The sequence below is a fragment of the Streptomyces sp. LUP30 genome (assembly GCF_001746365.1).
Lineage (GTDB): Bacteria > Actinomycetota > Actinomycetes > Streptomycetales > Streptomycetaceae > Streptomyces.
On sequence record NZ_MJAJ01000021.1, the window covers coordinates 35,371 to 61,728 of the forward strand.

Below are 26,358 nucleotides of genomic sequence, written 5' to 3' on the forward strand. Positions count from 1 at the left end.
TTACGCCGCAAGCGAATTGGACGACCCCTCGGGTGTGCGGATCAGGGCACCGGTCCGCGACGGGGCGGGGCGGCGGGGCGGGCGGGGCCGATGGTGGGACCGGTCCGGCTCAGGCGCGCCGACCTCGGTTGCCCGGCCGCTCCACCTTCCGCGCCGAACGAGGAGCCGGCGCCTGAACGGCGCTCGGCCGAGGCAGGGGCCGCTCGAAGCCGAGCTCGCGCCCGCCGCCGGGCCGGCCCGTCCGACGGGTCACACCCCGATCGCCGGTGACAGTACGGCCAGCGTGCCGTTGGCCTGCCTCAACGCCAGTTCCAGCGTTCCGGGCGCGTGCAGGGCGCCCGTCCCGTCCGGCGGCACCAGCCACTCCACGAAGCGGGCGGCCCGGTAGGGCGGAGGCACCGCCACCCACGAACCCCGGCTCGCGCGCCGCAGTCCCGCCCCGATCCACCGGGTGGCGGGATCGGGCGGCAGGAAGAAGCCCACCCGGTGCGCGGCGGTGTCGACCAGCGTCGGCCCCGGCACGGGACGCGACGCCTGCCACAGCAGATCCAGTGCGAGCAGGCCCAGCCGGTCCGGCACGCTGAGCACGTCCCAGTAGCGCCCCGCCTCCAGCAGCGCCACCCCGTCGCCCTGGTCCCATTCCCGCTTGCACAGTCGGGGGTCCGTCGCGGCGGCGGAGAGCCACTCCACTCCGCGCATCCACATCGCATCGCTCATGTCCGCTCCGTCTGACGTCCGCCGGTGGCCGCATGCCAACCGGGCATATGCATGCTGGTAGATATTTCTAGGTGGCGGAAGGGGTGGCGAACCCTGGCGTTTCGGTGTGTTTCGTTCGATGTCCGCGCCGCTGTTCGGCTCGGGTCACGGCTCCCCCGAGCCCGTGGCCTCCCGGTTCATCGGCTTCGCCCGGAGGCTGCCGCGCGCGTCTCGACGGCGGCCGGCCGCGGCAGGCCGAAGGGCCAGGACGGTGCGCACGATCACGATCGCCTGGCCCTCCATATGCCGCTGTGTGTGCCGCTTCGTGCGCCCCTGCGCACCCCCGGACGGGAGTCCCGCCCGCGGGCGTGGCTCAGCTCGGGCCCGCGCTGCGCTGCGGCACCGGCAACGGCGGTTCGGCCTGGCGCAGTTCGGCCAGCAACTCGTTCTGCCCCGCGAGGAGTTCGGTGAGGATGCGGCGGGCGGCGCGCAGCAGCTCGGCCACGTCACCGCCTGCCAGCGCGTAGCTGACCGTCGATCCCTCACGGATCGAGACGACGATCCCGGAGCGCCGCAGTACAGCCAACTGCTGGGACAGGCTGGAGGGTTCGATCTCGATCTCGGTGAGCAGGTCCCGCACGGCGACGGGGCCGCCCTGCAGCAGTTCGAGGACCCTGATGCGCACCGGGTGCCCGAGCATGCGGAAGAACTCGGCCTTGGCCTGGTAGAGGGGAACCTGCATGGTCAATCGCTCGCTCCCTGCCGCGTTCGGTGCGTGATCCTCGCTGCCACGGCGGCCCGCCCCGCCGGCCGTGCGCCGCCGCGCGCGAGTGCTTCGTCCCGATCCTGACGGCTACCCGCCCCGTACACCCGTGTGATGCGCTGATCTGGATGTGTCGAGATGAAGAAATCTTCACATCCAGGGCATGCGAGGTCCAGGGCCGTCAGATCCTCTACACCTCGAGTTCGGCCTCGATCCGCTTCAGCTGGTGACGGGCCATGGCCAGGTTGGACCTGCCGCGGTCCAGCACCAGGTAGATGAACAGCCCGCTGCCGGTCCGGCCCTTGAGGAGCCGGATCAGGTGGTACTGGGTCGCCAGCGTGATCAGGATGTCCTCGATCTCCCCCTTCAGGCCCAGGTGTTCCATGGTGCGGACCTTGGCGCGGATCACATCGGTGTTGCCGGCCGCGGCGACGTTCAGATCGAGGTCCTTGCCGCCGCCGAGCGTGCCGAGTGCCATACCGCTGGTGTAGTCCACGACGGCGACCCCCAGCGCCCCCTCCACCGCGGTCATCGTCTCCTTCATAGAGATCTCCACATTCGCCATGGCGCTGCTCCCGCCGGTTGCACGGGCCCGGTCTCCTCCGGCCCCGCTGGTGCGTCGACCGTACGGAGACCGTCCCCCGAGAGGGTGACGTGCTCCGGGACTGGCGCAAGGAACTCCGGAACGCGGGGATCCGAGACCCTTTTTGATCGTGTGCATGCTAGATCTGAGCGGACCGTCGAGGGTGAGCGCGCGACGGCCGGCCGGGCGGCCATCGCACCGATGGCCGCCCGCGTGTCTGCCGTGCGCCGTGCGCCGTGTGCAGCGCTGTCACGGCCTACGGGACGAGCTTCCAGTCCTGTGAACCGTCCGTGAGCGCGTTCTGCAACGTCAGCTGCGCCCCGGCGGACGCACCGGTCAGGTACAGGCTCGTGTTCCTGACGGCCTGGAGCCGGTGGAACCCGTCGGCGGTCTTGACGAGGTTCCAGCTGCCGGTGGCGCTGTCGTCGACCCACTGGCCGATCTTCTGGCCCGCGGTGGCGCTGCCGGTCCAGATGGCCGCCGCACGGCCGCCCGACTTGTTCAGCAGGGTCACTCCACCGTTCGGCTCGGTCGTCACGTGCCAGTACTGCGTGTCCGTGATCGCCGCCGCGCCGGCGTCCTCCAGGACCACGTCGGGCACGTCCGCGTTGCCGAGGTTCGCGTCGTTGGTCCGGTTGCCGGTGCCGATCACCTGGCCGGTCCTGCGGTTCACCAGCCGGTAGTACGCGCCGCGCGAGTCGCCGAGGTCGACCTCCGCGTGGGCGATCGTCGACGTGCCCTGGTTGTTGAGGACGGCGACACGTCCGGTCACGTCCACGTACTGCAGGTTGCGGCTGTATCCGGCGGGCGAGGTGGTCTGGTACTCCTTCCACACGCCGTCGCCGCGTCCGCTGTCGTCGACCCAGACGTCCCCGCTGCCCGCCGCGTTGTAGACCAGACGTCCGTCGGGAAGCGCGATGACGACCGGGCTGCCGCCGGTCGCGAGAGGCCGGGAGCCCGCCACGACCGGCAGCGAGGTGACGGCCATGCCGGTGGCGGAGCCGCGGAAGAACCTCAGCGGGTCGTCCGCGAGCAGGTACCGGGTGTTGGCGCCGCCGCCCCAGTACTCGAAGGTGAGCAGCCACCGTCCGTCCGTCGTGCGCACGACGTTCGTCATGCCCGGCCTGCCGCCGCCGATCTCCTTCTTCCCGCCGCCCATGTCCTGCACCGAGCCGGCGACGTCGACGACGGGCGCGCTCCAGTCCGCGCTGTTCCCGTTCCAGGTCCGGTGCACGAGGATCTGACCGTGCGAGTCCGCGGCGGTGTCGTCGGCGGGGTCCGGGGTCGGCACGCCGGTGACCGGATCGAAGCCCGTGTAATCGTGTTCGTCGGAGTAGTAGCAGACCAGTTTGCCCTGGTAGACCATCAGGTACGGCTCCCAGAGGGGATCGACCTGCTTGTTCGTGTTCGCGGCGGCGACGTTCCGGCCGATCGCGCCGGCGCTGCCGCCCTGCCAGCCGCCGGTGGCGACGACGTTGACGACCCGCCACGTCCTGCCGTCGTCGACGCTCGAGTACAGGGCGATCGCCAGATCCCTGCGGTCGCCGTCGTTGTCCGGCGTCCAGGCGGGGTCGGCCGCCTTGTGCTCCTTGTAGTAGTAGTCGTCCCCCGACACCACGCTCGCCAGGAGCAGCGTGCCCTTCTTGAGCGCACCGACCTTCTGCGGCAGGACGTAGAGGTACGGGTTGGTCCAGTTGCTCGTGTACTTCGCGTAGCGGGGGTCCTCGGAGAGGTACGCCGGCGCCTTGACCTCCGACAGCGGCTGCCACGAGGTGCCGTCGTCGTCGCTCTTGTAGACGGGCAGGGTCTGTCCGTCGGCGCTGCCCGTCGCGGGGACGACCGTGGACTTCTCGAACGACGCGACCAGACGTCCGCTCGGCAGCTCCGCCGACTTCGGGTAGACGGCGCAGTTGCCCCGCCCCTTCAGGCACGGCTCGCTGCCGAGCTGGTAGAGGGTTCCGCCCGTCGGGTCGTACGCCTGCGCGCCGGTCATGGGAACCGCCAGCATGACGGTCGCCGCGACGGCGGTTCCCAGCGTCCGGCTCAGTGTTCTGCTCTGCACAGCCCCTCCTCGGGGGACGGCCCCGCCGATGTCCGTGGCGGGTGGGGATTCAGGCGACGAGGACGCGTACGTCCCAGGGGCCCAGGTCGAGTGCGGCGCCGGCGGGGACGACGGCGCGGGTCAGCACGTCGGAGAGGCCGACCGGGGCGGCGACGCTCACCGGCTCCCAGCTCCAGTTGTGGACGATGTGCACACGGCGTCCGTCCGGTGCGGTTCCGGTGGTCGCGGTGACCGAGGCCGGGAGATCGCGCCAGGTGTGCCGCGCGGCCGGCGCCAGCCACTCCGCGAGCGCCCTGGCGAGGTCGCGCCCGGGCGCGGTGCCCACGTACGTGACCCGGCCCGCGCCGTGACGACGGGTGGTGACCGCGGGCCAGCGTCCGAAGTGCGGGTGGTCGTACGTGACGAGCGCCTCGGCGTCGATGACGGTGAGACCGTCGGCCCAACGGGTGGCCGTCGCGCCCTCCGGCACCTCGATCGGACCCCCGGACGCGGACCGCACGGGGACCTCTGCGACGAGATTGCTGAACTCGTCGTAGCGCACGCCCGCGACGTGGGTCAGACGGCCCGGGGCCGCTTCGTGCCGGGCCCGTGCCTCGTGGTCGGCGTAGCCGGTGCGCGGGCCGAGCACGAGGTGGCCGCCGGCCTCGGCATAGGCCGCGAACCAGTCGAGGGTCGAGTCGGCCGCGAGGTACAACGCCGGTACCACGAGCACGGGATGACGGCCGGCGGCCTCCTCCGGCGTCAGTCCCTCCCCTTGCCCGCGCGGATCGTGCAACTGGCGGGCGTGCACGATGCGCACCTGCCGGCCGGCATCGAACGCTCCCCGGTAGAAGGGATCGAAGAAGCGGTGGTAGGCGGCCGGGTCGGGCTCGCCGTCCGGCCCGGTCAGCGGCGGGTGCTTCTGCATCAGCCACTTGCTCGGCGTCGAGTACACCATCGTCAGGTCCGCGTCCGGTTCGAGTCCGGCGACCAGGTCGCCCGCGGCCTCGAACTCGGCTCCCAGCCGGGCGAGTTCACCATAGGTGCGGCCGGGCAGGCCGGTGTGCGGGAGGACGCCGCCCCAGTAGGTCTCGGCGCCGAAATGCAGGGTGTTCCAGTGCCAGTACTCGATCATGCGGGCCCCCCGCGCGACGAGCGCCCAGGCCGCCTGTCGCCACTGGCCGTCGTAGGCGGGCCGGTTGTCCCAGGGGAAGCCGATGGAGCCCGCGTTGGTCTCGGTGACCAGGAACGGCTCCTGACGCGAGGAGAACATCCAGTCGGCGCTCTGGTACAGCGACCACACACCCGCCGTCTGCCACTTCTGCTCATGGCTGTCGGGCGTGGGGTCGGGCAGCAGCAGAGCGTCCTGCATGCCGTAGTACGGGTTCCCGGAGGCGATGTCGAGGCAGTCGGTCAGCTCGTCGTCCTCCACGGCGGGCCGGGTGTAGGAGATGCAGGTGGTGACGAACTGCTCGGGCCCGGCGTACTCGCGGACGATGTCGGCCTGCCAGCCGATGAACTCCGTGACCTGACGGGCCTGGAAGGCGCGCCAGGCGACGTCGTACTGCGGCTGCGCGTTGCCGTCCGGCGTCCACAGGTCGGCCCAGGTCGACAGCCGGTGCGACCAGTACACCAGCCCCCATTCGCGGTTGAGGGTCTCGACGTCGCCGTACCGCTCGCGCAGGTGGTCCACGAAGCGCTGGAAGACGCCGTGGTTGTGCAGGAGTTCGTTGCCGGGTTCGTTGTCCACCTGGAAGCCGATCACCGCCGGGTGGTCGGCGTACCGGGCGACGATCTTGCGGATGATCCGCTCGGCGTGGAAGCGGAAGGCGGGGTGGGTGAAGTCGACCTCCTGCCGTGCACCCCAGCCGATGCGCTCACCGGTGCGCCGCTCGCCCGCGATCTCGGGGTACTGACGGGCCAGCCACGGGGGCACGGCGTACGTCGGCGTCCCGAGGACGACGGAGATGCCCCGCTCGTGCGCGCCGTCGAGGACCGGCTGGAGCCAGTCGAGGTCGAAGCGCCCGTTCTCCGGCTCCCAGGTCGACCACACCGACTCGCCGACCCGGATGACGGTGACGTGCGCGTCGGCCATCAGATCGAGGTCGGTCCTGAGCCGGTCGTCGGGCCGGTCGGCGCCGTAGGGGGGCCGGTATTCGTGGTAGTACGCGGCGCCGAAGAGGACGCGGGCAGGCAGAGCCGCCATGAGGGAAACCTCCGCAGGAGCGAGGGGGGAAGGGGTCACTGCTTGACGCCGCCGGCGGCCAGGCCGCTCTGCCAGTAGCGCTGGAGCAGCAGGAACGCCACGACGAGCGGCACGATCGACAGGAGTGAGCCGGTCACGACCAGGGCGAGCATGTCGCTGCTGGAGCCCGCCCCGCCGTTCTGCGCCTGCGCGGCCCAGGAGGACAGGCCGACGGTGACGGGGTACAGATCCGGGTCGTTCAGCATGATCAGCGGCAGGAAGTAGTTGTTCCAGGTCGCGACCAGGGTGAACAGCAGGACCGTCACCAGGCCGGGCGCCAGCAGCCGCAGGGCGATCCGGAAGAAGATCCGGGCCTCGCCCGCCCCGTCGATGCGGGCGGCCTCCAGCACGCTGTCCGGGACGGCGTCCTGCGCGTAGACGCGCATCAGGTAGAGACCGAAGGGATTGACCAGGGAGGGCAGGATCACCGCCCACGGGGTGTTGACCAGACCCGCCTTGGCGAAGAGGAGATAGGTCGGGATCGCCAGCGCGGTGGTCGGGACCATGACCGCGCCGAGCACCAGGTGGAAGGCGGTCCGGTCGCCGCGGAAGCGGAACTTCGCGAAACCGTACCCGCCGGCCGCCGCGAGCAGCGCGGCCCCGACCGCGCTGACACCCGCGTACATGACCGTGTTGAGCAGCCAGTGCACGTAGACGCCGTCGTCCTGGGCGAAGGTCTGCCGGACGTTGGTCAGCAACTGCGGGGCGTGCGAGAACCACAGGCCGAAGCTGTTGAACAGGTCCCGGGTGCTCTTGGTGGAGGCCACGAGCAGCCAGAACAAGGGGAGGAGGAAGTACGCCAGGGCGGCCAGCATGGCGATCGTCAGCGGGGTGCTGCGGCGCCGGGAGGCGGATCCGCGCCGGGGCGGTGCGGCCGGGGAAGGCTTCGCCGTCGGCACGGCCGTGGCCCCCGTGGGGGTGGTGGAGGTCGTGGTCGTCACGGGGTCCTCCTGCGGTTCGCGGTGAGCAGGACGGCATAGGAGGCGATCACGATGGCGAGGCCGAGGAGGAAGGAGACCGTGGCCGCGTAGTTGACCTGCTGTCCGGTGAAGGCGAGCGTGTAGGCGTAGAGGTTGGCGGTGTAGGAGCTGCTGATCACGTCCGGGGCGATGGTCATCAGCAGCTTCGGCTCGTTGAACAGCTGGAAGCTGCCGATCACCGAGAACAGCAGGGTGAGCATCAGCGCCGGGCGCAGGGCCGGCAGTTTGATCGACCAGGCGGTCCGCCAGGCGCCGGCCCCGTCGACCGCGGCCGCCTCGTACAACTCCTCGGGGACGGTGCGCAGGGCGGCGTACAGGATGATCATGTTGTAGCCGACGAACTCCCAGGTCACGATGTTCGCCAGGCTGCCCAGCATCCAGCTGTCGCTGAGGAAGTCCGGAACGGGCAGACTCAGATCGCGGCTGAGCTGGGCGAAGGGCCCGAAGTCCGGCCCGTACAGATAGCCCCACATGAGCGCGGCGACCACGCTGGGAACGGCGTACGGGACGAAGATGCCGAGCCGGATGAACCGGGCGAGCCGGAGCAGCCCGCTGTCGAGGGCCAGCGCGAACACGAGCGCGAACAGCAGCATCACCGGCACCTGGATCACGAAGAACAGCGCGACGCGTCCGATGCCGTGCAGGAACTGCGGATCGCTCAGGGCCTGGACGTAGTTGTCGAGCCCGACGAAGGCCGTGCCGCCGATGAGCCGTTCCTGGAACAGGCTGAGGTAGGCGGCGTAGCCGAGGGGGGCGAGGAAGAGCAGCAGGAACAGCACCATGAACGGCGCGACGAACAGCGGACCCGCCGCCCGGCGACGGTGTGCGGCAGCCATGTCAGCTCCCCTTGACGGTGAAGCCCTGGCCCTTGGCGTACGTGGTGAGCCGTGACTGCCAGGTGCCGAGGGCCGCGACCGTGTCGCCCTTGCCGGCGAGGGACTTGCCCACTGTCTCGGTCCAGTCGGTCGCCGCCTGGTCGAGGAACGGGGGCCACTGGAAAGAGGAGTTGACCGTGGCGCTGATGTCGGCGAAGACCTGGTTGACCTTCTGGCCGCCGTAGAAGGCAGGGGCGTCGGAGACGAACGAGGCGTCGGTGAGCAGGGCCTTGGTCGCCGGGAAGAAGAACTGCTCGGTGGCGAACATCTTCGCGCTGGCCGGGTCGCTGTTGAGGAACTGCGCGAACAGCGCGGCGGCGACGGGGTTCTTGGTGCCGCGGATGACGGCGGTGGTCGAACCGCCCCAGTTGCCCGAGCTGGGCTTGGCGGCGTCCCACTGCGGCAGCGGGGCGGCCCGCCACTTGCCCGCGGTGGCCTTGGCGGAGCCGGAGAGGAAGACCGGGCCCCAGGCCGCGGTGATCCAGGTGGCGTACTTGCCCCGGTTGAGAGCCGCGTACCAGGAGTCTGTGAAGTCGGGCTCGACGCCGATGACGCCTTCCTTCGCGAGCCCGCCCCAGTAGGCGCCGAGCTTCTTGGAGACGGCGTCGTCGACGCTGATGGCGATGTCGCTCCTGCCGGAGGTGGCGTACGGCTTCGCGCCCGCCTGCCAGAGCAGCCCGTGCCAGGCGGCGACCTGGTTGGCCGCGAGGTTGGTGAGGTAGACGTCCGGGTCGGCCTTGTGCAGCTTGCGCGCCGCCGCGGCGAACTCGTCCCACGTCGTGGGCACGTCGATGCCGTGCGCGTCGAAGATGTCCTGCCGGTACAGCATGCCCATCGGGCCGGTGTCCTGCGGGATCGCCCACACCTCGCCGTGGCCGCCGGTGACCTGGCCCCAAGTCCAGTCCACGAAGGTGGACTTCAGCGCGGACGCCCCGTAGGGACGCAGATCCAGCAGACTGTCGGTGATGGTGAAGGTCGGAATGGCCTGGTACTCGATCTGGACCATGTCCGGGGCGCCGCTGCCGGCCTTCAGCGCGGTGCGCAGCTTGGTGTACTGCGGGGTGCCCTGGCCCGCGTTGACGACCTTGACCTTGATCGCCGGGTACCGCTTCTCGAAGAGCGCGACCTCCTTGTCGATGTTCGGGACCCAGGTCCAGAACGTCAGCTCGGTCGGCGTCTTCATCGCTTTGTCGATGTCGGCCTGGCTGACCGGCTTCGCGGACACCGGGGAACCGCCGGAGTCGCCGCCGCATGCGGTGAGGGCGGCGCCGAGCGACAGCGCGCCCGTAGTGGTGAGGAACAGACGCCGGCTCATCGAGGAGCGGCCGGACAGCGACGTGAAAGGGTTCTGAGGCATGGTGAACTCCCGCCGAGGCGATGGGCACGGCACGCCTGACGGGCGTGCGGAGGCATGGTGGAGGAAGGTGTGAACGCGAGGACCGGGGCTGGATCGCCTGAGCGGTCGAGGCGGTGAAGGGGGCGCGAGGTCGCCGGGCCCGGCTCAGTGACTGCCGCGCCGGGCGGCGGCCGGGTGCGTCTTCGGCGCAGGGACGGTGGTCAGCGGCGCGGACCGTGCGGCGGCTCGTCCCGTGGTCATGCGAGCGGCCGTGCGTGCGGCCGGCCGGTCGTGCTGGTCACTGCGGCGTGGAGCGGCCTCCGTTCGCGTGCGGCGGAGTGTGCGCGGCGCCGCCGGACCGGGATGCGGCGGGCCGTCCGCGACCCGGGGTCGTCCGGTTCGGCGGGGGCGCGGTCGAGGCGCGGACGACGAGGTCGACCGGTGGGTCGCTCGCCGGCAAGGGGGCCGCGTCCGGGTTCTCGATGGCGTGCACCAGTCGCTTGATGCCCTCCTGCGCCACGGCGTCGAAGCGCTGCGGCACGGTGGTCAGCGGAGGAGTCACATAGGGGGCGACCGGCACGTCGTCGAAACCGACGACGCTCACGTCGTGCGGCACCCGACGTCCGGCCTCCGTCAGCGCACGGATGAGACCGATCGCCATGTCGTCGTTGGCGGCGAACACCGCCGTGACGTCGCCGTCCGCGGCCAGCTCGCGGCCGGCCACGTAACCGGAGGCGGCCGACCAGTCGCCCTCGACGACCGGTGGGACGTCCCGGCCGTGCGCGGTCAGCGCCGTCCGCCAGCCGTCCAGCCGGTCCCGGGCGGCGTACCAGGCCTGCGGACCCGCGAGGTGATGGACCGTCGTATGGCCCAGGCCCAGCAGGTGTTCGGTGGCCACGTGGGCCATGAGGTCGGCCCCGTCGCCCGCCGTCAGCACGGTGGGCGCGGCGACGGGCGACGGGGCGCCGAGGACCAGGACGGGGACGCCGACGCGCAGGGCGACGTCGCCGCCGGCCGCCTGTTCGTCGATGGGTTCGGAGATGACGATGCCGTCCACGCCCTGGTCCAGGAGCGAGTCCACGGCGCCCGCGATGCCTGCGGGATCGCCTTCCACCGTGTTGACCACCCGCAGCGCGTATCCCGTGTCCCGGACGGCCCGCTCGACGCCCATGAGCAGCGAGGCGGGACCGTACAGGGCCGTGCCGAGCGTCACCACGCCGATCGAGCGGGTGCGCCCGGAGGCCAGGGCCCGGGCGGCGTTGTTGCGCCGGTATCCGAGCTCTTCCGCGGCTTCGAGGACGCGTCGGCGCACCTCGGCGGAGACGTACTGCTCGTCGTTGAAGACCCGCGACACCGTCTTCTGCGAGACGCCGGCCAGACGGGCCACGTCCACGCTGCGTGGCGCGGCGGAGTTCCCGCCTCGCCCTGTTGCTCGCGTCATGGTGTCTCCCGGTAGCCGTGCGTCCCCACGATGGTGCCAGACCCTGCCGGACGTCCGGGTCGGACCTCCGTCACATGACTGCGCAGTCATGTCTGCGCTGACATGTCTACGCAGTCATACGGCGGCCGTCAAGAGGTGGGACCGCATCCGCCGCACTCGGGGGGGCGGGGCGCCGGCCGCCCTGGAGGTCAGTTCTTCGACAGCCACGTCTCCAGGGCGTCGATGAGACGCTTCAGCGCCGGCTTGTCCGCGGTGCGGTCGGTGGTGACCGTCCGCCCGTCGAACTGGAGCGTGTACCGGAACCTGTCCGCGGCGCCCCGGTCCAGCGAGGACGCGGGGACCGCGTCGAGCGCCGGATCCGCGAGCAGGGTGCGCAGCCTCGTGAACTGGGCCGCGGTCGTGCGACGCACTCCGGAGGCGCCCCGGTCGGTGGTGCGGACGGTCCCGTCGCCCCGCAGGACCACCTCGCGGTTCACCCCGGCGAAGCCCCCGCTGATCGTCATCGTCACCAGTTTCCGGCCGCTCTGCCCGGTGGCCGACGCCGAGGGGACCGTGCCCGGGTTCGGGGCGCTGGGGGAGGCGGCGGGGGAGGAGGGGGAGGCCGGGGCGGACGGCGGCGGGGCGTCGGAGACCGTCACGCCGACGGTGGCCTCGTCCGTCGGCTCCGCCGCCCTGCCGTCGCGCCCGGCGGAGCAGCCGGCCAGCGCCAGCGCCATCGCGGCCGTGCACACGATCGCCGAGCCCCGAGTCAGCACGTCGTCCTCCCTGAGTGTCGCGTGTGCCTCTGAGTACCCGTCATACGGCTTGGCCATGCCCTGAGTTCGCGGGGTGCGGCGCCGTCGGCCGAACTGCGGCCGACGCGGCCGCCCCGGGCCCGGTCCGGGTCACGGTGGCGTCGCTTGCGGCCGGGCCGGGGGAGCGGGCAGGGTTCCGTGCCGTGGCCACCTTGCTGATCGTTCATCACACCCCCTCACCCCACTGCCAGGCTCTCTTCGAAGCGGTCGTCTCGGGCGCGACGGCGCCGGAGATCGAGGGCGTCCGCGTCGAGCGCCGCGCGGCCCTCGCCGCGACCGCCTCCGACGTCCTGGCAGCCGACGCCTTTCTGCTGGGCACCCCGGCCAACCTCGGCTACATGTCCGGCGCGCTCAAGCACTTCTTCGACCAGATCTACTATCCGTGCCTCGACGCCACCCGGGGCCGGCCCTTCGGCTACTACGTGCACGGCGGCAACGACGTCACGGGGGCGGTGCGCGCCGTCGAGACCGTCACCACGGGCCTGGGCTGGCGGCGCGCGGCCGAGCCGGTCACCGTCACGGGGGAACCGGACCGAGGCGACCTGGAGGCCTGCTGGGAACTGGGGGCGACCGTCGCGGCCGGGCTCATGGACTGACCCGCGCCGGACCGAGCGCCGGCGGCCGCCCGGGCCGGGCGGACGGGATCAGTTCCAGAGCGGATACGTCACGACCCGTCCCACGTGCGCCGGCCTGTCCTTCGGATAGAAGAGCGTGATGCGGCTGTAGTGCTGCACCTGGGGGCGCTTCTTCCAGGGCTGCGGCCGGTCCAGCTTCACCACGACGGGATACCGGTGGAAGCGGCCGGCCGCGCAGTACGGAACGCAGTCGTTGACGACGTTGACCCCGGCGCCGCGCGCCGAGCGCGCGCCCCAGCTGTACCAGTGCATGGACACGAGGCGGCTGTTGCCGTCGCCGCAGGCCAGGATGAAGCGGCTGGGCCGCACCCGGGCGTGTCCGAAGCAGTCGACCAGGACCGGCGGCCGGATCTGCCGCGCCACGGCCGGATGCGCAGCGGGCGGCGACGAGGCCGGCGCGGCCGCGGCCGAGCCGACGGTCGCCGTGAGGCCCAGCGCCGCACAGATCGTGACCGCTGTTCGCGTCGTGTGTCGCATGTGTCGCATGTCCGCTCCCACCCGGCCGGGCAGTGACGCGCCGGTGTGCCGCGTCCTGCCGGGGTCCTCTACCGACGCTACGACCGCGAGCGGAAGGCGACCACTCGAACGGCCCACAGCGGCGGCGCGCGACGTCGGCCGGGGTCGGCGAGCACGACACCGCCGCCGTCCTTCCACCGTGCCCCCGGGGGGTCGGCCGCCGCTGTCCGTCGACCTCTGAACTCACAGGGTGCTGCACGTCGTGCCAGGGCAGGCCGTGCGGACGGCGGCATTCACCCTTCCGGGCAGCGGCCCTGTGCCCGGCGGCTGAAAACGTGCGCCGAGCAGGGGGAATCCCCAGAGAGCCATGGTCATTTCCAGCCGATGTCTTGGCATTCCCATGACAAAACAGTGCACCGAGTGCCACCCTGCTGCCGAAGTTCGAAGTTCACCATTCCTTCACACCCGCATCATGCGGCGCATCGATCAGCCACCCCCCACCTCCTTCCACCCGCCTGTCGTGCAGCGCTCCGGACCGGCCCCACCTCGCCGGTCCGCCCCACCCCGGTCCCCCTCACGGGCCGACCGTCGCACAGAAGGAGAACCCGTTGCCCCGGCGACACCGCCCCACCCTCCGGCGCAGACGCGCCGCCGCTCTCGCGTTGACGACCATCGGAACCCTGCTGACCCTGGGCGCCCCCACGGGCGCCGCCGCGGCACCCGCCGACCCGGGCCCCTCGCGGATCAGCGCCACGCCACGCGCCGGCGCCGCCGCGACACCCCTGTCGCCCGCCCGCCGCGCCGCGCTGATCAAGGCGGCGCAGACCGCCGCCGGCGCCACGGCCCAGCGGCTCGCCCTCGGCGCGCAGGAGAAACTGCTCGTGAAGGACGTCGTCCAGGACGCGGACGGCACCACCCACACCCGCTACGAGCGCACCTACGCCGGACTTCCGGTGCTCGGCGGCGACCTTGTCGTCCACTCCGTCGCCGGTCGGACCACCGTGTCCCGGGCGACCGCGGCCACCCTCAAGGTTCCCTCCCTCACCCCGAAGCTCTCGGCGTCGAGCGCCACCGGCAAGGCGCTCGCCGCCGCGAAGGGCGCGGACGTCGCCGGCGCCTCGACCGGACGCGCGCCGCGTCTCGTCGTCTGGGCCTCGAAGGGCAAGCCCGTCCTGGCGTGGGAGACCGTCGTCGACGGCGTCCAGGACGACGGCACGCCCAGCGAGCTCCAGGTGGTCACCGACGCGACCACGGGCAAGCCGATCCTCGCCGCCGAGAAGGTCCACACCGGCACCGGCACCGGCCAGTACGTCGGCACGGTTCCCGTCGGCAGCACCCAGTCGGGATCGACGTACCAGCTCACCGACCCCGACCGCGCGGGGCACAAGACCTACGACCTGAACCAGGGCACCTCGGGCACCGGGACCCTCTTCACGGACGACAACGATGTCTGGGGCAACGGTCTGCCCGCCGACCGCCAGACCGCCGGCGTCGACGTGGCCTTCGGCGCCGCGGCGACCTGGGACTACTACAAGGAGGAGTTCGGCCGCAACGGCATCCGCAACGACGGAGTCGCCGCCTACAGCCGCGCCCACTACGGCAGCAACTACGTCAACGCCTTCTGGCAGGACAGCTGCTTCTGCATGACCTACGGCGACGGCTCGGGCAACACGCACCCGCTGACCGCGCTCGACGTCGCGGCCCACGAGATGAGCCACGGAGTCACCGCCGCCACCGCCGACCTGAACTACTCGGGGGAGTCGGGCGGTCTCAACGAGGCGACCTCGGACATCTTCGCCGCCGCCGTCGAGTTCCACTCGCACCTCGCCGCCGACCCCGGCGACTACCTCGTCGGCGAGAAGATCGACATCAACGGCGACGGCACACCCCTGCGTTACATGGACAAGCCCTCCAGGGACGGCGCCTCGCGCGACAGTTGGAGCTCCTCCCTGGGCGACCTCGACGTCCACTACTCCTCGGGTCCCGCGAACCACTTCTTCTACCTGCTCTCCGAGGGCAGCGGCGCCAGGACCGTGAACGGCGTCGCCTACGACAGCCCCACCTCCGACGGCCGTCCCGTCACCGGCGTCGGCATCGAGAACGCCGCCGCGATCTGGTACCGGGCGCTGACGACGTACATGACGTCGTCGACCGACTACGCCGGCGCGCGCACCGCCACCCTCCAGGCGGCGAGCGACCTGTTCGGGGCCTACAGCCCCACCTACCTCGCCGTGGCCGACGCGTGGGCCGGCATCAACGTCGGCAACCGGATAGCCCTCGGCGTCAACCTCGCCCCGATCGCCGACCAGACCAGCGGCATCGGCCAGGCCGTGAGCCTCCAGGTGGACGCCTACACCACCAACTCCGGTGCGGGCCTGACCTATGAGGCGACCGGACTGCCCGACGGACTGAGCATCAGCCCGAGCGGACTGATCTCCGGAACGCCGACCTCCCTCGGCGACAGCGACGTGTCCGTCAAGGTGACCGACGGCACCGGCGCGTCCGTCACAGACAGCTTCACCTGGCGGATCGCGTACATCTACGCCAACGGCGCCCGCGTCGACATCCCGGACAACGGCGCCGCCGTGGAGTCCCCGGTCACCATCACGGGCCGCGACGGCAACGCCTCCGCCACGACCTCCGTCTACGTCAACATCGTCCACACCTACCGCGGTGACCTGACCGTCGACCTCGTCGGTCCGAACGGCACCGTCTACTCCCTGCTCAACCGCAGCGGCGGCTCCGCCGACAACGTCGACCAGACCTTCACGGTCGACGCCTCCGCGCAGCCCCTCGACGGCACCTGGAAACTGCGCGTCCAGGACCGCGCGTCGATCGACGTCGGCTACATCCAGCGCTGGCAGCTCACCCCCTGAACCGACACGGACCACGCCGCCGCCCGGGTCTCGCGAGACCCGGGCGGCGGTGCGTGTCGAGGTCGTCCCGGTGACGTGCCCCCGGTGACACATGGGTGTCGTCCCGATGGCGGGGACCCCCGGCGGCCGGCCCCGTCCTCGCGCGCGGTCGCCGGGTCTGCTCCGGCCCGGGCACCGGCCGGAGGCCGGACGGGTGGGCAGACGGCGCGGAGGCGGACGGGCGGATCCGCGGCAAGGGGGAGGCGAACGGTCGAGCGGTCCGGACGTAGGCGGGTCTCAGGTGCGCCGCGGCGCGGGAACGGCGCCGGCCACGAGCTGCGCCAAGGGCGTCCCGCGCGCCCACAGCCGCAGCCGGGGACCGTCGATCAGATAGGTGTGGCCCTCTCGCGCCGCCCAGACCTCGTCCCGGTGGGTGAACGCGCCCCGGTGCACGACCAGTCGCAGCGGCGGACCGGCCCGCTCCCGTGACCGCAGCCGCGCCCGGCAGGAGCAGGCCTCCTCGTCGGGCAGCGGTTCGCCCACGGGGCGGAACGCCACGTCGAGCAGCCGCCCCCGGTCGTCGCGGGCGGCGAGGTGGAGCGCGTCGTGCCGGGCGGGCGACGACACCCGCCAGCCGTCCCGCCGGAGCATCCTGCCCACGGCGAGCACCAGCGCGGGCATGTCCAGCTCCGCCAACTCCTGGGCCGTGTAGTACCCGCCGCGCAGCCGAGCGGGCCGACGGGAGCGACGGCGTACGACCGCGCCCACGACCGCGAGCGGCGCCAGGGCCAGCGCACCGGCGGGCCAGCCGAACGCGCGGCAGACCAGGGCGAGTCCCGCCAGGCCCGCGCCCGCGAGCGCCAGCAGTGCGGTCAGGGCGGGCAACACCTCGCGCAGCCGGGGCCCGTAGCGGCCCGACGCACGCAGCTCACGCACCGTCCGGCGGCGGCGCGCCGACGCCGACTCCCCGGCCCGCGCCCGCTCGCGTCCACGTGCCATCAGGGTCGGCCCCCCAGCCCACACACAACGACGTGTACGGGGTGGATACCCGGCTCGTCGGGGGATTGCGCCCGAAAGTCCCTTTTCCGCCACGCCTTGGCCGAAGTGCGTCCAGCGGTCCTTCGCGGACCCTCCGCCCCCCGGGCGACGGGCCGTTGTCAGTGGTGAGTGACAAGCTGCTGGTCATGGACGAGGTTGAGTTCTTGCGGGGCCGGGTCTACGGAGCCGACCACGAGGACGCGGGCCCCCGCCCGGAGCGCACGTACGCGCACCTGGTGGGCGGCCCGCTGGACGGGCTGCTGCTGGACGTCACGGACCGCTCGGAGCGGGAGCTGCGCGAGGTGGCGCTGACCACGGAGATAGGCCGCTACGGGCCGGGCGGCCGCGCCCTCTACGCCGCGCGCGAAGGCGACGTCAGCCGCCTCGACTGGCGCGGCGACGCCCCGGGCGTCCTGTGAGGCGAGCGCCGAAGCCGTGGATCCCGTCACCGGAACGATGGCTTCCATCGCGCGCGAATGATCAAATGTGCGAATGTCGACCGGATCCACCTCAGCCCCGCTCGCGACCGTCGCACCGACGACCCGTCACGGCTGGCACAAGCTCCTCATCGCGCTCGTCCTCCTCGGGCGCGTGACGCGCGTCCCGGCGGCGATGGACGCCACGACGGGAGCGACCCCGTCCAGCTGGTGGCTCGTGGTGTGGGAGGTGCTCGCGCTGGTGCTGGCCGCCTTCGCCGTGAGCGAGTGGGAGATCCTCGCCGCGGCGTCCTGGCGCATGCCCGTGTCGCAGTGGATCTGGCTGGTCCTCTTCCATATCGGTCTCATCGGGTTCCTGGGCTCTCTGCTGTTCCAACTGCTCCGGTAGGGCCTGCTCCGGCCGCTCCGGCGGAGGCGCTCCGGGCCGCTCCGGCGAGGGCGCTCCGGCAGGGAGAGCGGCGGAGGAGTGGCGGGCGCATCTTCGTTCGATCGTACGAACATGCCTTCGGCAGGGTTACTTCTGCGCCCTGCGCTTGATAGGAAACTTTCCTGTCAGTCGCAACGCAGGATCACCCCACCCCCCACTCCTCACCTGGAGCCACTGTGGCGCACATATCCCGGCCGGCCGACGGCCCCGCCCCCGCCTCCCGCCGCCTCTTCCTCGCTCTTGCCGGCGTCGTGGCGGCCGCCCCTCTGCTCGGCGCCCCGCAGGCGACGGCGGCCCCGGCCGCGAAGGGCCTCGACGACCCGGCGAAGAAGGAGATCGCCATGAAACTGGTGTCGAGCGCGGAGAACTCCTCGCTCGACTGGAAGGCCCAGTACAAGTACATCGAGGACATCGGCGACGGACGCGGCTACACCGCCGGCATCATCGGCTTCTGCTCCGGCACCGGCGACATGCTCGACCTCGTGGAGCTGTACACCGCCCGCAAGCCGGGCAACGTCCTCGCGAAGTACCTGCCCGCCCTGCGAGCGGTCGACGGCACCGACTCGCACGCGGGCCTCGACCCGAACTACCCCAAGGACTGGCGCAAGGCCGCCCAGGACACCGCGTTCCAGCAGGCGCAGAACGACGAGCGCGACCGGGTCTACTTCGACCCGGCGGTCCGCCAGGGCAAGACCGACGGCCTGCGCGCCCTGGGCCAGTTCGCCTACTACGACGCCATCGTCATGCACGGCGACGGCACCGACCCCACCAGCTTCCGCAACATCCGCAAGCGCGCGCTCGCCAAGGCGAAGCCGCCGGCCCAGGGCGGCGACGAGACGGCGTATCTGAACGCCTTCCTCGACGCCCGTGTCTGGGCCATGAAGCAGGAGGAGGCCCACAGCGACACCAGCCGGGTCGACACCGCCCAGCGTGTCTTCCTGCGCAAGGGCAACTTCGACCTCGAACCGCCGCTGGACTGGAAGGTGTACGGCGACAGCTACCACCTCGGCTGAGCGCGACGGCGCCGGAACCACCTCCGTGCCCTTTCCGGCCGTCGCCCCGGCCGAGCCGCGCACCCGCTGCGCCGGCCGGCCGGGGCGACGGGCGGGCCCGCGACGGCGGCCCCGTGAGTGAGGCGGCTGGGGCGTAGGTGGTGGGTTAGCGGGTAGCCGCGCGGATATGAACGGGGTAGCAACGAAGGCGGTCCGGATGGCACCTGTCCCGCCCGATCAGGGATTTTCCTCGACCGAGGGGGCCCCTGCCGAGACGACGGTGGCCCTGGACGGAAAGGACGGCTGCATCGCCCGGGCGCGGCAGCTGACGGGCGAGTTCCTCACCCGCGTCCAGCGCCGGCAGGGCGTGACCGTGTCCGCCCGGGCCATGGATCTCTCCCAGCTCGTGGTGAGCGAACTGGTGACCAACGCCCTCAGATACGCGCCGGGGCCGGTCCTGCTGCAGTTGCGCATCGCCGGCGCCGCCGTGGAGATCGCCGTCTGGGACAGCGACCCGGTGCTGCCCACCCCGCACGCCCCGGACCCGACGCGGGTCGGCCAGCACGGCCTGGAGATCGTCAGAGCCGTGGCCGAGGGCTTCGCCGTGACACGCGAGCCCATCGGCAAACGCATCGTCGCCCGCCTTGGTCTGACCGAGGGACGATGAACGCGACCCCGGGTGCGCGGTCCCGGGACGGCGCAGGCCCTACCCGATGAGGGTGGCCTTCGGACGGACCACGCAGAACTCGTTGCCCTCCGGGTCGATCAGGACCGTCCACGACTCCTCGCCGGTCTGACCGACGTCCGCCCGGCGGGCGCCGAGCGCGAGAAGGCGCTCGATCTCGCTCTCCCGGTCCTGCGCGCCGCAGGTCAGGTCGAGGTGCAGCCGGTTCTTGACCGTCTTGCGGTCCGTCACCGGCATGAAGCAGATGCCCACGGGCGCGGACTCGTCCGGCCCGATCACGACCTCCCTCGCCCGCTCGGAGAGGATCCGCCAGCCCAGCGCCCCGGCCCAGAAGCGGGCCAGACCGGGCAGATCGTGCGCGTCGACGACGATGTGATGGAGGGAGACCGGCATGCCGTCCAGTGTGCCCCGGCCGGAAAGGGGCGGCCTCAGCCCTGGAGAGGATATGTGTCGACGACGCTGAAGCCTGTCCTGCCCAGGACGAGCACCCCGTCGGACAGCGGCGTGCAGCGCACGCCCCCTTTTCCGCGCAGGGCCCGCTGCGCGCCGGGCCCCACGGTGACGTCCATCCACGCGCAGGGGCGCGCCGGGCGGTTCACCGCGAAGGCCACCGGGCCCGCCGGGCCGTCGAGCACGATCGTCGAGCCCACGCAGGAGTCGATGTCGACGCCGCGCAGCAGGATGTTCCGGCGGGTGTGCCGCAGACCGACGGCCGGGTCGATGTGCCGGGGCAGGTGCTCCGCGGCCATGAAGGTCACCGAGGCGTCCCGGTGGGCCGGGCGGCCGTAGTACCGGTCGCCGACCAGCCCGAGGCCACGACGCACTTGTACGGCGTGCGTCGACTCGTCCTGCGGGCCGTCCGCCGGGCCGTCGGCCGGACGCCCCGCGAGCCGGTGCGACGCCGAGACCAGCAGCTCCACGATCTCGACCTCGGTCATGGATGCACTGTAGTCCCGGCGCCGGACATCACCGGTGACTCGTGTCAGGGCCGCAGCGGCAGCGTGGAGCAGTTGGACGTGGCCGGCTCGCCGTCGAGCCGGTCGGCCAGCCAGGCGATCGCCGCGCCCTGGTCCACGAGCAGCGGGGTGAAGTGGTTGATCAGCGCCCGTCCCACGCCGGGCAGGATCACCGGCTTGTACGTGACGTCGACGCCCTTGGCGCACCAGGCGACGGCCAGGGCCCGCGCCTGCGCGTGCGGCACCAGGTCGTCGGCGGTGCCGGTCGCCACCCGCACCGGCGAGGCCGGCTCGCGGGCCCCGATGCGCTGGTCGGCCAGGAACGCCTTGAGCGCCGGTTCCGAGGCGACGACCTCGCTGATGGACCGCCCGTCCGTGGTCCAGGCCGTGCTGCGGGCCGAGTTGTAGGCGAGCAGGGCATCGCCCACGCACATGGTCGACAGGTCCTTGAGGGCGGCCCGGCCGGTCGCGTTGAGGTGGGCTTCGGCGATGGGCCTGAGCGCGGGGTCGGACTCCAGGAAGCCGTTCACCGACCAGCCCAGCGCGCCGGCCAGGTCGCTGCCGTCGATGGCCTTGGTGACGGCGACCAGGTCGGCGGGAGGGGCTCCGGCGTAGGTGCCGGCGAGCACGACGTCGGGAGCGTAGGAGGGCTGCAGTTCGGCGGCGGCCGCGGTGGCCCCGCCGCCCTGGCTGTAGCCGAACAGCGCCACCCGGGAGCCGGCGGTGAGCGAGGTGCCGTCGAGGGAGCGGGCGGCGCGGACCGCGTCCAGGACGGCATGGGCCTCGTCGACCCGGTTGACGTAGGTGTGCAGCCGGTCCGTCGTGCCGAGACCCGCGTAGTCGGTGACCACGACGGCGACGCCCCGGGCGAGAAGGCGGTAGATCGCCAGGTCCTCGTAACCGACGGACAGCGTCTGTCCGTTGACCACGAGCGGGTGTTCGAGGCCGAGGGAGGCGGCGCACTGGTCGCCCTGTCCCAACGTGCCGGGCGCCAAGGCGACCAGCGGGCGCGCCCCCCTGCCCGTCCAGCGGGCCGACGGTTCGATGTAGGCGCCGGTGACCGCCATGGGCCGCCCGGCGGAGTCGGTGGACTTGTACATCAGGCGGGTCGCCGTACCGGGCAGCGGTCCGTCGACGCCCGGCAGGCTCAACGCGAGGGGGAGCGGTTCGGAGCGCACCAGGGCGCCGTCGGCCGCCGGCAGCGAGGCGGGCGGGTCGTAGAAGGTGGGGATGGTGACGCCGCGCGAGACCACGGCGTCCGTGGAGAGCGACGCGTGGGCGGGTACGGCGGTGACGCCGAGGCAGGCGGCAGCGGTGACGGCTGCGGCCAGCAGGCGGGTGGGGGCGGGCATGGCGGACCTCCGGGGAGGGGAGGGCCGAGCCTTCGTCTGCGGCTCGGACGGCGGACGGCCCGGTGGGGTGCGGGCCGTGACGACCGAGCGGTACGAGGCCTCGGTCGCCCACCGCTGCCCGTACCGCTCTTAGACGAACTGTCAGGACCGTAGCGAGGGCCGGGTTACCCGGGGTAGCGGTCGGCAGGTTACGTTTCGGTAATATGACTGTCCGGTAGCAAGGCCGAACTCTTCGCCGTGGCGGTCACGCTCAACGCTCAGAGCGTTCAGTAACGGACCATTAGCGGCAGTTCCCGCCAAAACAAGACCTCGTGGTTGCCTGTCGCTAGCGTCCCGAGCCATGAACACCGACCGCACGCGCGGCGCGCAACTCGGCGACCCCGCTCCACAGAGTCACCCCTACGTGCCGCCGCAGCCCGGCACCCACCACTCGCCGACCCAGACGGTGACCGCGGGGGACAACAACAAGATCACGCAGAAGAACACCTCGCTGAAGTTCTCGATCCCGGTCGTCGGACCTCTGCTCAGCCTGGCGTACACCCATCCGCTGATGGCCGGTCTCATGGGAGTCCTGCTCCTCGGGGGAGGCGGCGCGGCGGTGGGCGCGGCCCTGCCCGACTCGACGCCGACACCCTCGACTTCGCTCGTGCGCGGCTTCGCCATGCAACGCTCGGACGGCGAGAAGGGGGCCGTCGGCTACGACTTCACCCACTCGCCGCCCGCCGTCGCCGACGCCGGCACGGACGCCCTGTACGTCCAGAACGGCTACCTGATGTCCACCAACGGCAAGCTGGCGTCGTGGAGTTCGTCCGAAGTGCCGACGGCCGAGGGCTGCCGCAAGGCCGTCAAGGAGCACCCCACGCGGGAGACTCCCGTGTCGGTCACGTACGTGATGTGCTACCTCGACCGCAACGGCGACCCCGGCTACATCTCCGTCACCGGCACCGACGACAGGTCGGTCACGATCGACACCGCCCACCTGACCTGACCCGCACCCGGCGGCCGGTCCCGTCACCCGGCCGCCCGCCCCCACCGCCCCACCGGCACGGCCACGCGGTGTGATTGACTGCCTCCGTGCTGCATGAGTCGGTCTTCCGCACCACGGACCTGCCGGTGGACGACCGGTTCGAGGCGTGGACGGAGCGCATGGGCCGGACCCACGCCCCCATGCAGCTCGCCAGCGACCGCACCGAGGACTACCGGGGCCACCAACGCGTGATCGGGCTGGGCGACGTGACCCTGTGGCCGGCGACCTTCGACCACCTGGTCTTCCGCCGGACGCCGAAGCTCATCCGCCAGTCCGACCCCGAGTCCTACCATCTCTCCCTCTTGCTGAAGGGCGAGGGCGCCGCCGACTGGGGCAGGCAGCGAAGCGCCTACCGGGTCCACGACTTCCACACCAACTCCTCCTCGCGGGCAGGGGAGATATTCACCGGCACCGACCCCGTCACCATCGTCGGCGTCGAGGTTCCACGTGCCCTCGTGGCCGTGCCCGCGGGCCGCGTGGACCGCGTCCTGGGCAGTCTCATCTCGGGGCGGGAGGGCATCGGCGCCCTGCTGGCGCAGTTCCTTCTGAACGTGGTCTCGGACACCTCCGTGTACGAGCCCTCCGACGCGCCCCGGCTGGGCACGGTCGTCACGGACCTGGTCACGGCCGCCTTCGCGCACGCCGTCGACGCCGACCTCCGGCTCCCGCCGGAGACGCACAGCCGTACGCTCACCCTCCGCGTCAAGGCGTTCATCCGCCGCCACCTCGAGGACCCCGATCTGACGCCCGCCGGGATCGCCGCCGCGCACCACATCTCCCGCAGCTACCTGTACCGCCTGTTCCAGAGCGAAGGCCTCACGGTCGCCTCCTACATCCGCGACCAGCGACTGGCCCACGCCCGCCGCGAACTCGTCGATCCCCGCCTGCGCGCCCTGCCGATCCACGCCGTCGCCGCCCGCTGGGGCTTCCCTCGCGCCGCGGAGTTCACCCGGGCCTTCCGCACCGCCTACGGGCTGCCGCCCAGCGAACTGCGCGAACAGGCACTCGCCGGGAGGTTCGACGCCGCCCCGCCCGGCGGCGCGGTGGACGCTGTGCACAGCGGTCGTGGACTGTCAGCCAACGACACACCGGGCGTCTCTCCCGCACCCTGGTGATCACGCGGCACACGCCCGCGCCGTCCTCGCCGTGCCAGGACGACAGGGGAGTCCTGGCACGGCACGGACAGAGCGCCGCCTCCTGTCGCACACCGCCGGTCGTGTGCGTCGTCGGCCCCTCGGCCGCGGATCGGTCGAGTGGTGACGGTCCGGCGGCGGGCGTACCGTCGAACGGTGGACCCGACAGTGGACGGAACCGTTCACCGACCTCTCCCCAGGGCCCGCCTCCGCGCGGGCGACGTGTCATGAGCAGCGTTCCGCAGCCCACCTCAGAACCCCGGACCACCGCCCGACAGGACGGTGGGGGCAACGCGATGGCGCTGCTGGTCATCGCCTCGTGTCAGCTGATGGTGGTCCTGGACATCACCATCGTGAACATCGCCCTGCCGGACATCCAGCGCTCCCTGGACTTCTCCACCACGAGCCTGGCCTGGGTGGTGAACGCCTACACGCTCACCTTCGGCGGACTGCTGCTCCTCGGCGGCCGAACGGGCGACATCCTGGGACGGCGGCGCATGTTCGTCTGCGGAGTGCTGCTCTTCGTGCTCGCCTCCCTGCTCGGCGGACTCGCCCAGAACGAGGGCCAACTCCTCGCCGCACGCGCCCTGCAGGGCGTCGGCGGCGCCATCGCGTCGCCGACCGCGCTCTCCCTGGTCAGCACCACCTTCCGCGAAGGCCCCGAACGCAACCGCGCCTTCGGGGTGTTCGCCGCGGTCTCGGCGGGCGGCGGCGCGATCGGCCTGCTCGCGGGCGGCATACTCGTCGAGTGGCTGAACTGGCGCTGGGTGCTGTTCGTCAACGTCCCCATCGGGCTGCTGATCGCGCTCGCCACGCCACGCTGGATCAAGGAGTCCGAGCGGCACCCGGGGCACTTCGACCTCACGGGCGCGTTCACCTCCACCGTGGGCATGGTGCTGCTGGTGTACGGGTTCATCAGAGCGGCGCAGGAAGGGTGGCGGGACCCCTTGACCCTGGCCTCGTTCGCCGCGGCCGTCGTGGTCCTCGCGCTGTTCGTCCTCGTCGAGAGGCGATCGCGGCAACCCATCACGCCGCTGCACATGTTCGCCGACCGCAACCGCGCGGGCACCTACGGGATCATGCTGTGTCTGGCCGCCGCGATCTTCGGCATGTTCTTCTTCCTGACGCTCTTCGTGCAGAACGTGCTCGGCTTCAGCCCGCTCGCGGCCGGGTTCGCCTTCCTGCCGGTCAGCGCCGTGATCGCGGTGGGCGCCGGGCTGGCCTCACGGTTTCTGCCCAGGTTCGGCCCCAAGCCCTTCATGGTGGGAGGCGCCGTGCTGGCGGCGGGAGGCCTGTCCTGGCTGACCCTGACGGACGTGCACTCCACGTACCTGGGCAGCGTTCTCGGGCCGATGCTCGTCTTCAGCCTCGGCATGGGCATGGAGTTCGTGTCCCTCACCCTGATGGCGCTCTCCGACGTCGCCCCGCGGGAGACCGGCGCGGCGTCCGGACTGCTCAACGCCACCCAGCAGGTGGGCGGTTCGCTCGGCCTGTCCATCCTGGTCACCATGTACGGCACGGCCAGCCGCAACGAGGCGGAGCAGCAGATCCCGGATTTCCTGGCGCAGGCCGGCCCGGCCGAGCGTCTGCGCTTCCGGCGCACCGGTCTGCTCCCCGCGCCCTGGTCCGACGAGATCCTCACCGCGGGCGTCACGGCGGCCTTCGTCATGGCGGCCATCTTCACGGTGCTGGCCGCGCTGATCGCGGTCCTGGTGATCCAGGTCCGCCCCTCGGACCTGGAACGCCTCAAGGGCGGCACGCCCTCCGGCGGCGTCTGAACCGCCGCCGCGGGCGATCACCTGCCGGTCGTCCGTCTTCCCGGTCACGCCTACTCACGCCGCCATAGGGGTTTGCCACCGGAGTGAGGGGCAACGCGAAGTCCATGACTGAACCGAACAGGAAGACGAACGAAGAGTCCGGAGCGAAGCAGGCGACCGCCGCCAAGGCCCGCCGCTCCGCTGCCAAGGCCACCGCTCCGGCCTCCCAGGCCGCGAAGAGCGCCGCGACCAGGACGACCGACGCCGCCTCCACCGCCAAGAACGGAGTCGAGCGTTCGGCCGAGGCGACGAGCGGCGCCGTGCAGAGCGCGGCACAGGGCGCCGTGCGGGGCGTCGAGGCGAGCCGCCAGGCGATCGTGACGACGTCGGGTCATGTCGCCGCGACCGCCAAGACGGCGTGGACGGTCATCGCCCACCGGAAGCTGGTCGCCGCCGGCGCGGCCGCCGGCCTCTCCGCGCTGACCGCCGCCTCGTACGCCGTGGGCCGCCGTTCCGGCCGTCACACGCACGGACCGATCACCCGGCTCACCGGCGGCCGGATCTGACCCTGCGGTCGCCTCGGCAGGACGGCCCCCGACGCGCCCGCGCCGGGGGCCGGGCCGTGCCCGGCGCCGTTCCGCGCCCGCGCCACCTGTAGAGCCGGCCGCACCACGGGTCCACCGCGAGACGCCGCCCCCTCGACCGCTCGTCCGACGACGACTCGCCCACCGACTCGCGCACGGTCCGTCCGGCAACTCGTCCGACACATCGTCGACGAAGTCGATCTGACACACCCTCACTCGGTGCAGGCCGTCTGCCCACCGCCCTGACGTCGGATCAGGGAGGAGGCCCTT

Annotated in this window: 25 protein-coding genes; 10 read left to right on the forward strand and 15 right to left on the reverse strand. The window is 72.0% G+C overall.

Annotated elements, in window-relative coordinates:
* Positions 1-249: 249 nt before the first annotated feature.
* The 10 genes from BG482_RS18985 to BG482_RS19030 all read right to left on the reverse strand — a co-directional run bounded on the left by BG482_RS18985 (position 250) and on the right by BG482_RS19030 (position 11,715).
* Positions 250-717: a hypothetical protein gene (locus tag BG482_RS18985; protein WP_069770263.1), complete on the reverse strand. Its 468-nt coding sequence runs from the start codon at positions 715-717 to the stop codon at positions 250-252.
* Between the two features lie 352 nt (positions 718-1,069).
* A complete protein-coding gene (locus tag BG482_RS18990; protein WP_069770264.1) occupies positions 1,070-1,438 on the reverse strand; it encodes a helix-turn-helix transcriptional regulator in 369 nt (122 codons plus the stop codon).
* Between the two features lie 211 nt (positions 1,439-1,649).
* Complete coding sequence (locus BG482_RS18995) at positions 1,650-2,024, reverse strand: hypothetical protein (RefSeq protein WP_069770265.1); 375 nt, start codon at positions 2,022-2,024, stop codon at positions 1,650-1,652.
* A gap of 274 nt (positions 2,025-2,298) precedes the next feature.
* On the reverse strand, positions 2,299-4,050 hold the full coding sequence (locus BG482_RS19000) for an RICIN domain-containing protein (protein ID WP_069770343.1): 1,752 nt from the start codon (positions 4,048-4,050) through the stop codon (positions 2,299-2,301).
* A gap of 103 nt (positions 4,051-4,153) precedes the next feature.
* Positions 4,154-6,289, reverse strand: coding sequence for a beta-galactosidase (locus BG482_RS19005; protein WP_069770266.1), 2,136 nt, complete (start codon positions 6,287-6,289; stop codon positions 4,154-4,156).
* A 35-nt stretch (positions 6,290-6,324) separates the two neighbouring features.
* Positions 6,325-7,269, reverse strand: coding sequence for a carbohydrate ABC transporter permease (locus BG482_RS19010; protein WP_079141910.1), 945 nt, complete (start codon positions 7,267-7,269; stop codon positions 6,325-6,327).
* Positions 7,266-8,144 (reverse strand): carbohydrate ABC transporter permease, encoded by an 879-nt coding sequence (locus tag BG482_RS19015; RefSeq protein WP_069770267.1) that lies wholly within the window; start codon positions 8,142-8,144, stop codon positions 7,266-7,268. Before BG482_RS19015 ends, BG482_RS19010 begins: the two co-directional genes overlap by 4 nt.
* A gap of 1 nt (position 8,145) precedes the next feature.
* On the reverse strand, positions 8,146-9,540 hold the full coding sequence (locus BG482_RS19020; RefSeq protein ID WP_069770268.1) for an ABC transporter substrate-binding protein: 1,395 nt from the start codon (positions 9,538-9,540) through the stop codon (positions 8,146-8,148).
* 277 nt (positions 9,541-9,817) lie between these two features.
* Entirely contained in the window at positions 9,818-10,960 is a 1,143-nt protein-coding gene (locus BG482_RS19025) for a LacI family DNA-binding transcriptional regulator (RefSeq protein ID WP_079141912.1), read from the reverse strand.
* A gap of 188 nt (positions 10,961-11,148) precedes the next feature.
* Positions 11,149-11,715, reverse strand: a complete 567-nt coding sequence (locus BG482_RS19030; protein ID WP_256096406.1) for a protealysin inhibitor emfourin — start codon at positions 11,713-11,715, stop codon at positions 11,149-11,151.
* Positions 11,716-11,897: 182 nt separating this feature from the next.
* Between BG482_RS19030 and BG482_RS19035 the strand changes: the two genes are divergently transcribed.
* Positions 11,898-12,350, forward strand: a complete 453-nt coding sequence (locus BG482_RS19035; RefSeq protein WP_069770270.1) for a flavodoxin family protein — start codon at positions 11,898-11,900, stop codon at positions 12,348-12,350.
* A gap of 48 nt (positions 12,351-12,398) precedes the next feature.
* Here BG482_RS19035 and BG482_RS19040 read toward each other — a convergent pair whose 3' ends face one another.
* Positions 12,399-12,875, reverse strand: a complete 477-nt coding sequence (locus BG482_RS19040; RefSeq protein WP_370745830.1) for a hypothetical protein — start codon at positions 12,873-12,875, stop codon at positions 12,399-12,401.
* A 578-nt stretch (positions 12,876-13,453) separates the two neighbouring features.
* Here BG482_RS19040 and BG482_RS19045 point away from each other — a divergent pair.
* Positions 13,454-15,721: a M4 family metallopeptidase gene (locus tag BG482_RS19045; RefSeq protein ID WP_069770272.1), complete on the forward strand. Its 2,268-nt coding sequence runs from the start codon at positions 13,454-13,456 to the stop codon at positions 15,719-15,721.
* Between the two features lie 276 nt (positions 15,722-15,997).
* Here the strand turns inward: BG482_RS19045 and BG482_RS19050 are convergent, their stop codons facing one another.
* Positions 15,998-16,699, reverse strand: coding sequence for a hypothetical protein (locus tag BG482_RS19050; protein WP_256096407.1), 702 nt, complete (start codon positions 16,697-16,699; stop codon positions 15,998-16,000).
* 185 nt (positions 16,700-16,884) lie between these two features.
* On the opposite strand from BG482_RS19050, the gene BG482_RS19055 reads away from it, so the two are divergent.
* From BG482_RS19055 to BG482_RS19070, 4 genes are all read left to right on the forward strand, one after another.
* A complete protein-coding gene (locus BG482_RS19055; protein ID WP_069770346.1) occupies positions 16,885-17,157 on the forward strand; it encodes a hypothetical protein in 273 nt (90 codons plus the stop codon).
* A 73-nt stretch (positions 17,158-17,230) separates the two neighbouring features.
* Complete coding sequence (locus BG482_RS19060) at positions 17,231-17,563, forward strand: hypothetical protein (protein WP_069770274.1); 333 nt, start codon at positions 17,231-17,233, stop codon at positions 17,561-17,563.
* A gap of 215 nt (positions 17,564-17,778) precedes the next feature.
* Positions 17,779-18,615 carry a chitosanase gene (locus tag BG482_RS19065; RefSeq protein ID WP_069770275.1) on the forward strand — a complete coding sequence of 279 codons (837 nt, stop codon included), beginning with the start codon at positions 17,779-17,781 and terminating at the stop codon, positions 18,613-18,615.
* A 196-nt stretch (positions 18,616-18,811) separates the two neighbouring features.
* Positions 18,812-19,261: an ATP-binding protein gene (locus tag BG482_RS19070; RefSeq protein WP_069770276.1), complete on the forward strand. Its 450-nt coding sequence runs from the start codon at positions 18,812-18,814 to the stop codon at positions 19,259-19,261.
* A gap of 39 nt (positions 19,262-19,300) precedes the next feature.
* Here the strand turns inward: BG482_RS19070 and BG482_RS19075 are convergent, their stop codons facing one another.
* Genes BG482_RS19075 through BG482_RS19085 form a run of 3 tightly spaced genes read right to left on the reverse strand, consistent with a single transcriptional unit; the run spans position 19,301 to position 21,587 of the window.
* Positions 19,301-19,672: a VOC family protein gene (locus BG482_RS19075; RefSeq protein WP_069770277.1), complete on the reverse strand. Its 372-nt coding sequence runs from the start codon at positions 19,670-19,672 to the stop codon at positions 19,301-19,303.
* 35 nt (positions 19,673-19,707) lie between these two features.
* On the reverse strand, positions 19,708-20,217 hold the full coding sequence (locus BG482_RS19080) for a molybdenum cofactor biosysynthesis protein (protein WP_069770278.1): 510 nt from the start codon (positions 20,215-20,217) through the stop codon (positions 19,708-19,710).
* Positions 20,218-20,261: 44 nt separating this feature from the next.
* Entirely contained in the window at positions 20,262-21,587 is a 1,326-nt protein-coding gene (locus tag BG482_RS19085) for an alpha/beta fold hydrolase (RefSeq protein WP_069770279.1), read from the reverse strand.
* A 340-nt stretch (positions 21,588-21,927) separates the two neighbouring features.
* On the opposite strand from BG482_RS19085, the gene BG482_RS19090 reads away from it, so the two are divergent.
* From BG482_RS19090 to BG482_RS19105, 4 genes are all read left to right on the forward strand, one after another.
* Positions 21,928-22,575, forward strand: a complete 648-nt coding sequence (locus BG482_RS19090; protein ID WP_069770280.1) for a hypothetical protein — start codon at positions 21,928-21,930, stop codon at positions 22,573-22,575.
* Between the two features lie 86 nt (positions 22,576-22,661).
* The gene (locus BG482_RS19095) at positions 22,662-23,729 is read left to right on the forward strand and encodes an AraC family transcriptional regulator (RefSeq protein ID WP_079141918.1); all 1,068 of its coding nucleotides are present in this window, start codon (positions 22,662-22,664) and stop codon (positions 23,727-23,729) included.
* A gap of 245 nt (positions 23,730-23,974) precedes the next feature.
* A complete protein-coding gene (locus BG482_RS19100) occupies positions 23,975-25,525 on the forward strand; it encodes an MFS transporter (RefSeq protein WP_370745832.1) in 1,551 nt (516 codons plus the stop codon).
* 104 nt (positions 25,526-25,629) lie between these two features.
* Positions 25,630-26,070, forward strand: coding sequence for a hypothetical protein (locus tag BG482_RS19105; protein ID WP_069770282.1), 441 nt, complete (start codon positions 25,630-25,632; stop codon positions 26,068-26,070).
* Positions 26,071-26,358: the final 288 nt, after the last annotated feature.